Raw genomic sequence first — 15,222 nt, 5'->3', positions numbered from 1 at the left:
TCAGAAAATCACGGATTTTCTTGTCTTCCTGAATCAACTGTGCGAATTCTTTATCAGCAAACCACCTGGAATTCCAGTCCTTGTTTAAAACCAACCGGAATCCTTTTGGATGTGTCTTTTGTCCCAAACCGACCTCCTTGTCCTTAAACTTCTGCTAAAAAAACTGTAATATGGCTGGTCCTTTTTAATATGGGGGTTGCCCGCCCCATGGCTCTCGGCATAAAGCGTTTTAGAGTCGGACCGCTATCGACCAGAACCGTTTTGACTACCAGGGTATCGATATCGACTTTATTCTGTTCGGCATTGGCTACTGCTGAGTGCAAAACCTTTTGAAGGATCCGGGCACTTTTTTTGGGCATAAACTGCAGAATGGAAATGGCTTCTTCCACTTTTTTCCCTTTGATGGTCGGTATGATCACCTGGACCTTACGAGGCGCTATCCGGATATATTTGGCCTGGGCTTTTGTTTCCATGGATTTACCCTTTCCTACTTGGATTTTCCTTTAACCGCAGTCTTTTTGTCTCCGGAATGGGAATAAAATGTCCTGGTGGGAGAGAACTCACCCAATTTGTGCCCAACCATATTTTCGGTAACATAAACCGGTATAAATTTTTTCCCGTTATGGACCGCGAAGGTCAGGCCCACAAATTCGGGCAGGATGGTTGAACGTCTGGACCAGGTTTTAATCACTTTTCGGCTCTTGGCCTCCTGGGATTCCTCAACTTTTTTCAATAAAGGTCCATCGACATAAGGCCCTTTTTTTAATGAACGTGCCACCTATACCCCCCATTCAATTGCGGATTTCGGATTTCGGATTTCGGAATCCAATTTTCATTCCCCAATCCAAATTCGTTTATTCGCATGGCGGATTTTAGATCGGCGATTGCGGCCTTATCCCTGTTATTCCGCAATCCGCAATCCACAATCCGCAATTGGTTATTGTGTTTTTCTCTTTTTAACGATCAGGCGATCACTCGCCTTTTTCTTCCGGGTCTTGAATCCTTTGGTCGGTACCCCCCAAGGGGTTACCGGATGACGGCCCCCGGAGGATTTGCCCTCTCCCCCCCCATGGGGATGATCCACCGGATTCATAGCTACCCCGCGCACTTTGGGTCTTTTACCCAGCCACCGGCTCCGGCCGGCCTTTCCCAGGGTGATCCTTTCATGCAAAAGATGGCCGCACTGTCCGATGGTCGCCCGGCAGGTCAGTAAAACCTTGCGCACTTCGCCGGAGGGGAGCTTGATTTGCCCGTATTTGTCTTCTTTGGCCATCAATTGGGCATAGGTCCCGGCGCTACGCGCCATTTGCCCGCCGCAACCAGGCCTTAATTCGATATTGTGGATAGTCGTACCCAGAGGGATATTGGCGATGGGCAAAGCGTTGCCGGGCTTAATATCGGCCCGGACACTGCTGATCACCCGATCCCCCACCCGGAGATGATTGGGGGCCAGGATATAGCGCTTTTCACCATCGACATAATGCAGTAAGGCGATCCGGGTGGAGCGATTGGGATCGTATTCTATTCCGGCCACTTTGGCCGGGATGTCTATTTTTTCCCGTTTAAAATCAATCCGGCGATATTGGCGTTTATGCCCGCCCCCCTGATGCCGACTGGTAATGCGGCCGTTATTATTTCTCCCGCCGGTCCGCGGCAAGGGTTCGATCAAACCCCGCACAGGCGTCCCGCCGGTGATTTCATCGAAGGTATCAAAAGTCTGAAAGCGCCTGCCTGCCGAGGTAGGCGTGCATGTTCTAATGGCCATATCTATTCTCCCTTACCAAGGTCCTGGTCATCGCTATTATAAATTCTCAATGGCTTCTCCCGGCGCCAGCCGGACCAAGGCCTTCTTCCAGTCTGCGGTTCGTCCGACCTTCTTCCCGATGCGCTTTTTCTTGCCTTCCTGTTGCAGGAGATTGACCCGTTCCACCTTAACCTTGAACAGGGTCTGAACGGCCATCTTGACCTCCGAACGATTGGCCCGACGGTCCACCTCAAAGGCTACCTCGTTAAACGCTTCTTTCTTGCGGGTGCTCTTTTCCGTTAACAAGGGCCTTTTTATAATTTGAAACATATCTTTCATTGGCCTAAGGCCTCCTCAATGATCGGAATACTGGGTTTAAGCAGGACCAGGTGCTCATAGCGTAACAGATCATAGACGTTCATTCCCTTGGCCCGGAGGACCTTCACCCCATTCACATTTCGGGCCGATTTTTCCAAGTTCAGGTTTTCCTGATCGGTAATGATCAAGGTCTTTTTTAAATGCAGGGCATCCATGACCTGATGGAATTTTTTGGTCTTGATTTCTTCCAGTTGGAAATGGTCCAGGACCGTCAGTTGTTCGCCCTGCCATTTGGAAGACAAGGCCATTTTCAGAGCCAATTTCTTAACTTTTTTATTAACCTTCATCTCATAGGTCCGAGGTTTTGGCCCGAAAACAATCCCCCCCTTTCGCATCAACGGGGAAGTCCTGCTGCCCTGTCTGGCCCGGCCGGTCCCTTTTTGACGATGGGGTTTCTTGCCGCCCCCACGGACCTCGGACCGCCCCTTGGTTGAGGAAGTTCCGGCCCTCTGATTGGTTTGACAGACCGAGACGATATGATGGAATATATGGGGATTGACCTCTCGGTTAAAGATCTCGTCCTTTAGAAAAAGTTCTTCCACCTTTTCCCCGGAGAGGTTATACACAGTTACGGTCGGCATACTTTTTTCCTTAAGGCTTTTAAATTAAATTTCTTGTTAATCCTTCATGCCCCCCTGGGAGACCACGAAGCATGAAAACGGGGTTGTTGCAATCCGCATTCCGAAATCCGCATTCCAAAATCCGATCGGTCATTGTTTATAAATGGCCACCAGGTTATTACGGCACCCGGGCACGGCCCCTTTGACAATCAGTAAATTTTGTTCCGGTCGTATATCTACAATCGAAAGGTCTAATATGCTCACCTGGCGATTCCCCATCTGACCGGGCATCTTTTTGCCTTTCATGACCCGGGAAGGGTAGGCACTGGAGCCGATGGAGCCGGGGACCCGATGGGAGGTACACCCATGGGTATCCTTACCGCCCGAAAAGCCCCAACGCTTGACCACACCGGCGAAGCCTTTCCCTTTGCTGGTCCCGCTGACCTTAACCTTTTCCCCGATTTGAAAGATGTCGACCCGGACTTCGTCACCCACCTGATAGGGATTGTCGCCCGAGGCCTGAAATTCCTTAAGATGGGTCAAGGGGTTAAGCCCTTTCTTTTTAAAATGCCCTCCCTGGGGCTTATTGACCGCTTTGGGTTTGGCCGGGACAAATCCTAATTGATAGACCGCGCCCTGAGGTTTGTCTCCTTTTTTCTGGATCACCACACAGGGTCCGGCCTCAATGACCGTCACGGCTACCGATTTCCCCTCTTCGAAAAACATACGGGTCATTCCCAACTTTTTTCCTAAGATCCCTTGCATCATGAGCTTTCCCTTATAATTTTATCTCGACATCCACCCCGGCCGACAGATCCAGCTTCATTAAAGCATCAACGGTGGCCTGGGTAGGTTCTAAGATATCCAATAAGCGTTTATGGGTCCGGACTTCAAATTGTTCCCTGGATTTTTTGTCCACATGGGGGGACCTCAGAACACAAAATTTCTGTATCATGGTCGGCAAGGGAATCGGCCCCGCCACCCGCGCCCCGGTCCTTCGGGCTGTTTCCACAATCTCGACCGCTGATTGGTCCAATAGTTTATGGTCAAAAGCCCTGAGTTGGATCCGTATTTTTTGGCTGGTCATCATAAGACTTCCTCATTATTTAAGTATCCAGGAGCCAGGAGTCAGAATCCAGAAGGATTCTTCTCCCCCGGTTTTTTCATTCTGAATTCTGGCTTCTGAATTCTGAATTCTTTATTATTCGAGAATCTCGGAGATAACGCCGGCGCCGACCGTTCGGCCCCCTTCCCGGATGGCAAAACGAAGTTCCTTCTCCATGGCAATCGGGGTGATTAGAGACACCTCCACCGATACATTGTCCCCGGGCATCACCATCTCCACCCCTTCCGGTAGGGTCGTCACTCCCGTCACATCCGTCGTCCGAAAATAAAACTGCGGCCGATATCCATTAAAAAACGGCGTGTGCCGGCCCCCTTCTTCCTTGGCCAATATATAGGCCTCGGCCTTAAACTTGGTATGCGGCGTGATGCTCCCGGGTTTGGCCACTACCTGACCCCGCTCCACGTCATCCCGTTTCGTACCCCGCAGCAACAGCCCCACGTTGTCCCCGGCCTGTCCCTGGTCCAACGTTTTGCGAAACATCTCCACCCCGGTACAGATCGTCTTGGCCGTCGGCCTGATCCCGATAATCTCCACTTCTTCCCCGACCTTGATCTGCCCCCGTTCCACCCGGCCCGTCACCACCGTCCCACGGCCCGAGATGCTGAATACATCCTCCACCGGCATCAAAAACGGCTTCTCGATATCCCGCACCGGCTCCGGTATAAACTTGTCCACCGCATCCATCAATTCCAGGATGGGCTTGCAGTTGTTACACTCCTCTTTCCCGCAGCCGCATTCCAGGGCCTTCAAGGCCGATCCCTTGACGATCGGTAGATCGTCCCCGGGAAATTCATATTTCGTCAACAACTCCCGGAGCTCCAATTCCACCAACTCGATCAGCTCCGGATCATCCACCATGTCCACCTTGTTCAAAAATACCACCACATACGGCACCCCAACCTGCCGGGCCAGTAATATATGCTCCCTCGTCTGCGGCATCGGACCATCATCGGCCCCCACAACCAGAATCGCTCCGTCCATCTGCGCCGCACCCGTGATCATGTTCTTGATATAGTCCGCATGCCCAGGACAATCCACATGCGCATAATGCCGGTTCTTCGTCTCGTACTCCACATGCGCCGTCGCTATCGTGATCCCCCGCTCCTTCTCCTCCGGCGCCTTGTCTATCTGATCAAACGGTACATAATTCGCCATCCCGCTCTTCGATAAACATAACGTGATCGCCGCCGTCAACGTCGTCTTCCCATGATCTATATGCCCTATCGTCCCTACATTCACATGCGGCTTCGTCCGCTCAAATTTCTTCTTCGACATCTCCGCCTCCCCTTGGTTAAATTAAATCCTTTTTTTATCTTTAATAAGAGATTCGAAAACGGATTGAGGAACCTTCTGATACTGGGAAAACTGAAGGGTAAATGTGGCTCGGCCCTGGGTTAAGGATCGTATATTGGTGGCATAGCCGAACATTTCGGCCATCGGGGCCTGACCCCGCACGATGCGGGCCTTTCCCCGGCTCTCCAAACCTAAGATCTTCCCCCTGCGGGAATTCAAATCCCCCATGACTTCTCCGATAAATTCTTCGGGAGTCACGATTTCCACTTCCATGATTGGTTCCAGTAAGACGGCCTTGGCCTTGGCCGCCGCTTCTTTAAAGGCGATGGATCCGGCGAATAGAAAAGCCCGTTCCGAGGAATCGACCTCATGAAAGGTGCCGTCCACCAGTCTGACCCCGATATCCACCATAGGGTATCCGGCCAGTCCGCCACCTTCCATGGCCTCAATGATTCCTTTTTCCACGGCCGGGATATATTCCTTGGGGATCGCACCCCCGACAATCTTATTTTCAAACAAAAAACCGGCTCCGGCTTCCCGGGGATAGACTTCAAGCCAAACATGGCCGTATTGCCCCCGCCCGCCGCTCTGCCGGATATACTTCCCCTCGGCCTTGACTTCCCGGGTAATCGTCTCTTTATACGCCACCTGGGGTTTTCCGATATGGGCGCCGACATGGAACTCCCGGGTCAGTCGGTCGACAATAATCTCCAGATGCAATTCCCCCATGCCGGAGATGATGGTTTGTCCGGTCTCCTCGTCGGTATGGACCTTAAAGGAAGGGTCTTCGGCGGCAACCCGTTGCAGGGACAAGCCCAATTTGTCCAAGTCGGCCTTGCTTTTCGGTTCAATAGCTATGGAGATGACCGTCTCGGGGATATCGACCGATTCCAGCAAAAGAGGGGCCTGAAGGTCGCAAAGGCTGTCGCCGGTGGTCGTATTTTTCAGACCCACGATGGCCACAATGTCTCCGGCCTGCGTCTCTTTAATCTCTTCCCGCTGATTGGCATGCATTTTCAGCAGGCGGCCGATCTTTTCCTTCCTGCCCTTATTGACATTCAGAACACTGTCGCCGGAAGCCAGACGGCCGGAGTAGACCCTCAAAAAGGTCAAATGGCCCACATAGGGATCAGACATGAGTTTGAAGGCCAGACCGGTAAAAGGGGCGTCTTCGTCGGCCTGTCGTTCTTCTATTTCACCGGAAGGGGTTTTCCCCTCAATAGGGGGAACATCGGTTGGGGCCGGCAGATAGCGGATAATGGCGTCCAGGAGTGGCTGGACCCCTTTATTCTTAAAGGCCGAGCCGCAGAAGACGGGGACCACCTTCTGATCGATGGTAGCCCGACGTAAGGCCTGGACGATCGTTTTTTCCGGAACGTCTTCGCCGGCCAGATAGGCTTCCATAATCGCGTCATCAGTATCGGCCAGGGCTTCAATCAACTTTTGCCGATGGAGGGCCACTATTTCTTTCAAGGCCTCCGGGACAGGCTCGGATTCCAGGGTCTTTCCCAGGCTGGCCTCATTGAAAGAATAGGCCTTCTGATCGATCAGATCCACAATACCCTGGAAGGATTCCTCTTTGCCCAGGGGCCACTGTACAAACACCGGATTGGCCCCCAACCGTTCTTCGATCATTTTTAAACAGCGTTCGTGATCGGCCCCGACCCGATCCATTTTGTTGATAAAGGCCAGTCTCGGAATCTTATAGCGATCGGCTTGCCGCCAGACCGTTTCGGATTGAGGCTCCACACCGGCCACGGCGTCAAAAACCGCTATGGCCCCATCCAGGACCCGGAGGCTCCGTTCGACCTCGATAGTGAAATCCACATGGCCCGGCGTATCGATGATATTGATCCGATGATCCTTCCAGAAACAGGTCGTCGCGGCCGAAGTGATCGTAATCCCCCGTTCCTGTTCCTGCTCCATCCAGTCCATAACGGCCGACCCATCGTGAACCTCCCCCATCTTATAAGAGACCCCGGTATAGTAAAGGATCCTTTCAGTCGTGGTGGTTTTTCCGGCGTCTATATGGGCCATAATCCCTATATTCCGAATCCGTGATAATGAAACCTTTTCAGACAAAAAATGACTCCGTTTCCCTTTTCAAACATACCCTGCGTCACCGGTTACCAGCGGTAGTGGGCAAAGGCCTTGTTGGCCTCAGCCATCTTATGGGTATCTTCTTTCTTTTTGATGGCCGATCCTCGATTATTGGCCGCGTCCAACAACTCCCCGGCCAGTTTGCCTTCCATGGTCTTTTCAGAGCGGGCCTTGGCGTAATTGATGACCCACCGGATGCTCAAAGAAAGCCTCCGGCCGGATCGGACTTCTACCGGAACCTGATAGGTAGAGCCCCCCACCCTTCGGGATTTGACCTCAATCACCGGCTTGACATTATCGATAGCCTTTTCGAATATCTTGATCGGCTCTTCTTCGGTCTTCTTGGCAATCAAATCCAGGGAGCGATAAAGGATTGACTCCGCGGTACTCTTTTTCCCCTGGCGCATCAAAGAATTGACGAACTTGGCCACCAGCGGACTGTGATGTTTGGGATCAGGCAAGATTCCCCGGTGTATGACTTCTCTTTTCCTCGGCATTCCGACCTCTTTTTTATTTTTATAATGATCAGCAGATGGATTATTCTGATGCTTTTTTCTTCAACCATTCCGCATTCCGCAAACCGAAATACGGAATCGAATATTATTATTTGGGTCGCTTGGCCCCGTATTTGGATCGGCTGTTTTTCCGATCCGCCACTCCGATGGAGTCCAGGGTGCCTCGAATAATATGATACCGAACGCCCGGCAGGTCCTTAACCCGCCCCCCTCGAATTAAAACCACGGAGTGTTCCTGCAGATTATGTCCGATCCCCGGGATATAGGTCGTCACCTCCATACCATTGGTGAGACGTACCCGGGCCACTTTCCGAAGGGCCGAATTGGGCTTTTTAGGGGTCGAGGTATAAACACGAATGCACACCCCCCGCTTTTGGGGACATCCTTTTAAAGCCGGTGCCGTATTCTTCTTCTTGACTTTTTCCCTGCCCTGGCGAATCAACTGATTAATGGTGGCCATAAAACTCCTGCTCGTTTTTTATATAGGGTCTAAACACCTGAAATCTAAAAATCAAAATATATAAACTGTTTTTCATGAATTGTCAATCTTTTTTTCGGAGCCTTCTTCAATTTGAGGCAAAAGGATCTTACGATAAACGGGCATGCCCGACCCGGCCGGGATCAAACGTCCCATGATGACATTTTCTTTAAGCCCTCTCAGGAAATCCTTCTCCCCGGCGATACAGGTATCGGTTAGAACCTTGGTAGTTTCCTGGAAAGAAGCGGCCGAGATAAAGCTGTCGGTCGATAGAGAGGCTTTGGTAATGCCCTGGAGCACCGCTTCGGCCTGGGCCGGTCTGGCCCCCCTGGCTATGATCTCCTGGTTCCTTTGGGTAAAGACCTGTCGCTCCACCTGGTCTCCCACCATATAATCCGTGTCTCCGGGGTCTTTGATTCGTACTTTCCGGAGCATCTGCCGGACGATTACCTCGATATGCTTATCATTGATCTTGACCCCTTGAAGTCGATAAACCTCCTGGACTTCATTGACCAGATATTTGGCTAATTCCTTAATCCCGCTGACGCTCAGGATATCATGGGGATTGGCCGAACCATCCATTAAGGGTTCGCCGGCCAGAATGACATCCCCTTCCTGAACGCTGACATGTTTGCCTTTGGGGATCAGGTATTCTTTGGCATCACCCACCTCAGGGGTAATGATGACCTTCCTTTTCCCCTTGGTATGTTTCCCGAAAGAAACCACCCCGTCGATTTCGGTGATCACGGCATGTTCTTTGGGTTTACGCACCTCAAAGAGTTCGGCCACCCTGGGCAGACCGCCGGTAATATCCTTGGTCTTGGTGGTTTCTCTGGGGATCTTGGCGATCACATCGCCGGCCAGCACCGGATCCCCTTCCGAGACCATGATAATGGCCCCGATAGGCAGGAGATACCGGGAAAAGGAATTGGTATCCGGCAGCCGGGCTGTTTTCCCGCTCTCGTCTTTAATGGAAATGCGTGGCCGGACCTCGGCATCCCGATATTCGACAATGACCCGGCTGGATTTCCCGGTAACCACGTCCCGCCGTTCCTCCATGGTCGCCCCTTCGGTGATATCCCCGAATTTGACCCTCCCGGAAACGGCGGTAATAATCGGGATGGTAAAGGGGTCCCAATTGGCCAGCAAGGTCCCGGCCTTGATCATTTGATGGTCTTTGACCTTAAGTAAAGTCCCATAAATAAGGGGATAGCGCTCCCGCTCCCGATTCTTTTCATCCAGGACACAAATTTGTCCATTCCGGTTCATAACGACCAGGTCTCCGTCGCGATTCTGGACGGTATGGAGCTGGACAAATTGGGCCTTGCCTTCGGTCCTGGAATGCAGGGTGGTCTGTTCACCCCGTTTGCTGGCCACACCACCGATATGGAAGGTCCGCATGGTCAACTGGGTCCCCGGTTCCCCGATGGACTGGGCGGCGATAATACCGATGGCCTCACCGATATTGACCTGTTTCCCGTAAGCCAGATCCCGGCCATAACATTTGGCACAAACCCCCCGGGCGCTTTGACAGGTCAAAACCGACCGGATCAGGACCTTCTCAATGCCGGCATCTTCAATCCGTTCCACTGCCGCTTCATCGATTTCGCTGCCTCCCGGCACCAAGACCTCATCGGTAAAAGGATCCCTGATATCTTCCAGGGTCACCCGGCCCAAAACGCGTTCCCCGATAGGCTGGATCACCTCTCCGGCCTCCCGAAGGGATTCGACAAAAATCCCATCGATGGTTCCGCAATCTATTTCATTGATGATGACATCCTGGGAGACATCCACCAGCCGCCGGGTCAGGTATCCTGAATTGGCTGTTTTAAGGGCCGTATCGGCCAACCCCTTCCTGGCCCCATGGGTGGAAATAAAATACTCCAGGACGCTTAATCCTTCGCGGAAATTGGCCCGAATCGGCGTCTCAATGATCTCCCCCGAAGGTTTGGCCATCAAACCACGCATTCCGGCCAACTGCCTCATCTGGTCCTTGCTCCCCCGGGCCCCGGAATCGGTCATCATAAAAATAGGGTTGAAACTGGGGACCTGGAGTTCCTTATGGTCCGGACCGATCGACACTTCCGAGCCCATAACCTGCATCATCTTCTGGGCCACGTCTTCACTGGCCCTGGCCCAGATATCGACCAGTTTATTATATTTCTCTCCATCGGTAATCAGGCCGTCGGTATATTGTTTCTCGACTTTACGTACCTCTTCTTCGGCCTTTCTGAGGATCTCCTTTTTTTGAGGAGGGATCTTCATATCCGAGACGGAAATCGAAATCCCCGACAAGGTGGCATAATGGTAACCGACATCTTTTAAACGGTCGGCCAAGAGAACGGTTTGCTTGATACCGGCCTTTCGATAACATTCATCGATTAGTTTTCGAACCTCTTTTTTGGTCATTACCCGGTTGATACGGTCAAAAGGGATCATAGGGGGCAATACTTCCCCTAAAAGCATCCTTCCCACTGTGGTATCCACCAACTGTCCGTTTAAACGGACCTTGATCCGGGCCTGCAGTTCCACCTCACCGGCGTCATAGGAGATGCGTACTTCCTCGGGCCCATAAAATATCTTGCCGTTTCCTTTGGCAAACATCCGGTCCCGGGTCATATAATACAGCCCCAGAATGATGTCCTGGGAGGGGACGATGATCGGTTCTCCATTGGCCGGTGAAAGGATATTGTTGGTGGACATCATCAAGACCCGGGCCTCGATCTGGGCTTGGATGGACAAAGGAATGTGGACGGCCATCTGGTCACCGTCAAAATCGGCGTTAAAGGCCGTACAGACCAGGGGATGCAGTTGGATGGCCTTCCCCTCCACCAGAATCGGTTCAAAGGCCTGGATGCCCAGGCGATGCAAGGTCGGCGCCCGGTTGAGCAATACCGGGTATTCGCGGACCACTTCATCCAGGGTATCCCAAACCTCCGGGGTTTCCTTCTCTACCATCTTTTTGGCTGTTTTAATGGTCGTGACATAACCCTTCTCTTCCAGTCGCTGATAGATAAAGGGCTTAAATAATTCCAGGGCCATCTTTTTAGGCAATCCGCACTGGTGCAGGCGCAGATTCGGTCCGACGACGATCACCGACCTCCCGGAATAATCGACCCGCTTCCCTAAAAGGTTTTGTCGGAACCGCCCTTGCTTTCCTTTCAGCATATCGCTTAAGGACTTCAAAGGTCGTTTGTTGGTCCCGGTGATGACCTTACCCCTTCTCCCATTATCAAAAAGGACGTCTACGGCCTCCTGAAGCATCCGTTTCTCGTTCCGGATAATGATATCCGGGGCATTGAGTTCCAGGAGCCGCTTGAGACGATTATTCCGGTTGATGACCCTTCGATAAAGGTCATTCAGATCGGAAGTGGCAAACCGGCCACCATCCAAAGGGACCAGAGGTCTCAAGTCCGGGGGTAAAACCGGGATGACATTCATAACCATCCATTCGGGACGGTTTCCTGAATCCTTGAAGGCATCAACGACCTTGAATCTCTTGATATACTTTTTCTTTTTCGCCTCGGAATGGGTTTTTTGGGCTTCTTCCCGCAAGGTTATGGATTCGGCCTCCAGATCCAGATTTTTCAGAAGGAGTTGGATAGCTTCAGCCCCAATCCCGGCCACCACCCGATCCCCGAATTCTTCCTTGATCTGGCGGAAACGCTCTTCGGAAAACAGGCTTCGAACCGGCAAAGAGGGTTCCTTGGACTCTAAGACGATATAGGCCTCAAAATAAAGAACCTTTTCCAATTCTTTCAGGGTAAGATCCAGGAGGGTCCCGATTTTGCTTGGGAGACTCTTCAGAAACCAGATGTGGGCCACCGGACTGGCCAGTTCAATATGCCCCATCCGTTCCCGGCGGACTTTGGATTGGATCACCTCGACCCCGCATTTTTCACAGACCACGCCCCGGTGTTTCATGCGTTTGTATTTTCCGCAATTACACTCATAGTCCTTGGTGGGACCGAATATTTTGGCACAGAAGAGCCCATCCCGTTCGGGCTTAAAGGTCCGGTAATTGATGGTTTCCGGTTTTTTGACTTCCCCGTGGGACCATTCCCGGATCTTCTCCGGTGAGGCCAGAGAAATTTTTACCGCATAAAAATTCAACGGGTCTTTTGGCTTGGCAAAATAACTGAATAAATCTTCCAAAGTCTACTCCTTAAACAAAGGATTCAAAGATTGTGATGTGTGACGGGTAGCGTGGGAAAAATAATCTCGTCACTCGTCACCCGTCACAGTTAACACCTTAAACTTTGTACCTTTTTGTATCAGTGATGTCCTTCCTGGGACGGTTCTCCTTCCAGGAGTTCCACATTAAGACCCAGGCTCTGTAATTCCTTAACCAAAACATTGAAGGACTCGGGCAAACCGGCTTCCAGAATATTATCGCCCTTGACGATCTTCTCATACATTCGGGTCCGGCCCACCACATCATCCGATTTTACCGTTAAAAACTCCTGCAAGGTAAAAGCGGCCCCGTAGGCCTCCATGGCCCAGACCTCCATTTCACCCAGGCGCTGCCCTCCGAATTGGGCCTTGCCCCCCAAGGGCTGCTGGGTGACCAGCGAATAAGGGCCGATGGAACGGGCATGGATTTTGTCATCTACCAGGTGATGTAGTTTCAGCATATACATGACCCCGACCGTCACCGGCCGGTCAAAGGCTTGTCCGGTCCGGCCGTCATAGAGAACGGATTGCCCCGTTTCCGGCAGCCCGGCCAGTTTTAATAATTTTTGGATATCCTCTTCGTCGGCTCCATCAAAGACCGGTGTGGACATATGGACCCCTTCATCAAACTGGGCGGCCAATACCGGCAGATTCTCTTCGGAGAGACCGTCTATATACTCTTCCACTTTTTTGGAATCATATATTTTTCGCAAAAAGCGTCGGGTTTCCCCATCCCTTCCCAGGGTCTTGAGCAACTCGGCCACTTTTTTCCCTAATTCCTGCGATACCCAGCCCAGATGGGTCTCCATGACCTGCCCCACATTCATCCTCGAAGGGACTCCCAGGGGATTGAGGACGATATCAACCGGGGTGCCGTCCGCGAAATAGGGCATATCTTCGGTAGGCAGGATCCGGGAGACGACCCCCTTATTCCCGTGACGGCCGGCCATCTTGTCGCCCACTGAAAGCTTCCGTTTCACGGTCACATAGACTTTGACCATCTTGACGACGCCCGGAGGCAATTCATCCCCCCTTTTTAATTTGACGATCCGCCCTTCAAAGCTCTCTTTGATCAGACTGACCTGTTCCTGGTAATCTTTAATAATCTGGTCCACATCTTCTTTCAGTTCTTTTCCCTTGGCCGCTGAAAGTTCCTTCCATTTTTTGACCGGGATTTTGGATAGTCGATCGGAGGTAAATTTCTCACCCCTGGATATCAAAATTTTTCCGCTTCGATCCTCTTTAATGGTTCCGGCAGAGACTTTTCCCGTCAATATCCCTTTCAATCGCAGCAAGGCCTCTCTCTGCACGATCTGGATTTCATCGTTCTGGTCTTTCATAATCCGGGAGATCTCTTCTTCTTCAATGGCCCTGGACCGGCTGTCCCGTTCTACGCCTTTCCGGGAAAAAACATTGGCATCGATCACGATCCCCTCGATCCCCGGCGGGACCCTTAAGGAGGTATCCTTGACATCTCCGGCCTTCTCTCCAAAAATGGCCCGAAGTAATTTTTCTTCGGGAGAAAGCTGGGTCTCCCCTTTGGGAGTGATCTTGCCTACCAGGATATCCCCGGGCTTCACTTCGGCTCCGATACGGATAATCCCGCTTTCATCCAGATTCTTTAAGGATTCATCACCCAGATTGGGAATATCCCGGGTAATCTCTTCCCGGCCCAGTTTGGTATCCCGGGCAATCAGTTCAAACTCTTCAATATGGATGGAGGTAAAGACATCATCTTTGACCAAATGCTCCCCCACCAGGATCGAATCTTCAAAATTATACCCTCCCCAGGACATAAAGGCCACCGTGACATTCCGCCCCAGGGCCAATTCCCCCCGTTCCGTGGACGGCCCATCGGCAATAACCTGCCCCTTGCCTACAAAGTCGCCTTTACGGACGATGGGTTTCTGGTTAAAACAGGTATTTTGATTGGAGCGCAGGAACTTGGTCAGCTTGTAAATTTCGACATCAGCGCCTAAGGCCTTTTCGGATTCTTTGTCTGAGAGATACCGGACCACAATACGATCGGCATCCACGTCTTCAACGATCCCGTCCCGTTTGGCCACTACGGTGACTCCCGAGTCCCGGGCCACCACCTCTTCAATGCCGGTGCCGATGATCGGGGCCCGGCAGGCTAACAAAGGAACGGCCTGGCGCTGCATATTGGAGCCCATCAGAGCCCGGTTGGCATCATCATTCTCGAGGAAAGGGATCAAAGAAGCGGCTACGCTGACTAATTGATTCGGTGATACGTCCATCAAGTGAATCGCTTCTTCTTCCTGATTGACCATGATAAATTCCCCGTCCCGCCGGGCGGAAACGCTGGAATCCAGTATCTTTCCTGATCGATCCAACATGACGCTGGCCTGGGCGATGTTGAGATCTTTTTCATCCATGGCACTCAAGAAATTGACTTCCCGGGAAACGACCCCGTCCTGGACGGTCCGGTAAGGGGTTTCAATAAACCCGAACTCATTGACCCGGGCAAAGGTACTCAAGGAGACGATCAACCCGATATTAGGACCTTCCGGGGTTTCTATGGGACAAATCCGCCCATAATGGGTAGGATGGACATCCCGGACCTCAAATCCGGCCCGCTCCCGGGTCAACCCGCCTGGTCCCAGGGCGGAAAGCCGTCTCTTGTGGGTGATTTCAGAAAGGGGGTTGGTTTGATCCATGAACTGCGAGAGCTGGCTGGTCCCGAAAAATTCTTTGACTACCGCCGCCACCGGTTTGGGATTGATCAAATCATGGGGCATCAAGGTTTCAATTTCCTGCAAGGTCATCCGTTCCTTGATGGTACGCTCCATCCGCACCAGGCCGATCCGGTATTGGTTTTCCAGGAGTTCCCCTAC

At 51.9% G+C, this 15,222-nt stretch carries 13 protein-coding genes; all 13 read right to left on the bottom strand.

Features of this window, described 5'->3' with window-relative positions:
• Window positions 1-143: 143 nt before the first annotated feature.
• On the bottom strand, window positions 144-473 hold the full coding sequence (rplV, locus tag HY879_01555; protein ID MBI5602021.1) for a 50S ribosomal protein L22: 330 nt from the start codon (window positions 471-473) through the stop codon (window positions 144-146).
• A 14-nt stretch (window positions 474-487) separates the two neighbouring features.
• Window positions 488-778, bottom strand: a complete 291-nt coding sequence (rpsS, locus tag HY879_01550) for a 30S ribosomal protein S19 (GenBank protein MBI5602020.1) — start codon at window positions 776-778, stop codon at window positions 488-490.
• Between the two features lie 159 nt (window positions 779-937).
• Entirely contained in the window at window positions 938-1,765 is an 828-nt protein-coding gene (gene rplB / locus HY879_01545; GenBank protein MBI5602019.1) for a 50S ribosomal protein L2, read from the bottom strand.
• 36 nt (window positions 1,766-1,801) lie between these two features.
• Window positions 1,802-2,083, bottom strand: a complete 282-nt coding sequence (locus HY879_01540; protein MBI5602018.1) for a 50S ribosomal protein L23 — start codon at window positions 2,081-2,083, stop codon at window positions 1,802-1,804.
• Complete coding sequence (gene rplD / locus HY879_01535; protein MBI5602017.1) at window positions 2,080-2,703, bottom strand: 50S ribosomal protein L4; 624 nt, start codon at window positions 2,701-2,703, stop codon at window positions 2,080-2,082. The genes HY879_01540 and rplD overlap by 4 nt, the downstream gene beginning before the upstream one ends.
• A 129-nt stretch (window positions 2,704-2,832) precedes the next feature.
• Window positions 2,833-3,450 carry a 50S ribosomal protein L3 gene (gene rplC / locus HY879_01530; protein MBI5602016.1) on the bottom strand — a complete coding sequence of 206 codons (618 nt, stop codon included), beginning with the start codon at window positions 3,448-3,450 and terminating at the stop codon, window positions 2,833-2,835.
• 10 nt (window positions 3,451-3,460) lie between these two features.
• Window positions 3,461-3,769 (bottom strand): 30S ribosomal protein S10, encoded by a 309-nt coding sequence (rpsJ, locus tag HY879_01525; GenBank protein ID MBI5602015.1) that lies wholly within the window; start codon window positions 3,767-3,769, stop codon window positions 3,461-3,463.
• Between the two features lie 114 nt (window positions 3,770-3,883).
• On the bottom strand, window positions 3,884-5,083 hold the full coding sequence (tuf, locus tag HY879_01520) for an elongation factor Tu (GenBank protein MBI5602014.1): 1,200 nt from the start codon (window positions 5,081-5,083) through the stop codon (window positions 3,884-3,886).
• Window positions 5,084-5,104: 21 nt separating this feature from the next.
• Window positions 5,105-7,183 carry an elongation factor G gene (gene fusA / locus HY879_01515; protein MBI5602013.1) on the bottom strand — a complete coding sequence of 693 codons (2,079 nt, stop codon included), beginning with the start codon at window positions 7,181-7,183 and terminating at the stop codon, window positions 5,105-5,107.
• A gap of 44 nt (window positions 7,184-7,227) precedes the next feature.
• Window positions 7,228-7,698, bottom strand: coding sequence for a 30S ribosomal protein S7 (rpsG, locus tag HY879_01510; protein MBI5602012.1), 471 nt, complete (start codon window positions 7,696-7,698; stop codon window positions 7,228-7,230).
• Between the two features lie 106 nt (window positions 7,699-7,804).
• Complete coding sequence (locus HY879_01505) at window positions 7,805-8,176, bottom strand: 30S ribosomal protein S12 (protein MBI5602011.1); 372 nt, start codon at window positions 8,174-8,176, stop codon at window positions 7,805-7,807.
• A gap of 72 nt (window positions 8,177-8,248) precedes the next feature.
• The gene (rpoC, locus tag HY879_01500) at window positions 8,249-12,349 is read right to left on the bottom strand and encodes a DNA-directed RNA polymerase subunit beta' (protein ID MBI5602010.1); all 4,101 of its coding nucleotides are present in this window, start codon (window positions 12,347-12,349) and stop codon (window positions 8,249-8,251) included.
• Window positions 12,350-12,468: 119 nt separating this feature from the next.
• A partial coding sequence (gene rpoB / locus HY879_01495) for a DNA-directed RNA polymerase subunit beta (GenBank protein MBI5602009.1) occupies window positions 12,469-15,222 on the bottom strand: 2,754 nt, incomplete at its 5' end.

This window comes from Deltaproteobacteria bacterium, from assembly GCA_016219225.1.
In the GTDB taxonomy this organism is placed as follows: domain Bacteria; phylum Desulfobacterota; class RBG-13-43-22; order RBG-13-43-22; family RBG-13-43-22; genus RBG-13-43-22.
This window is presented reverse-complemented; position numbering and strand designations above follow the sequence as displayed.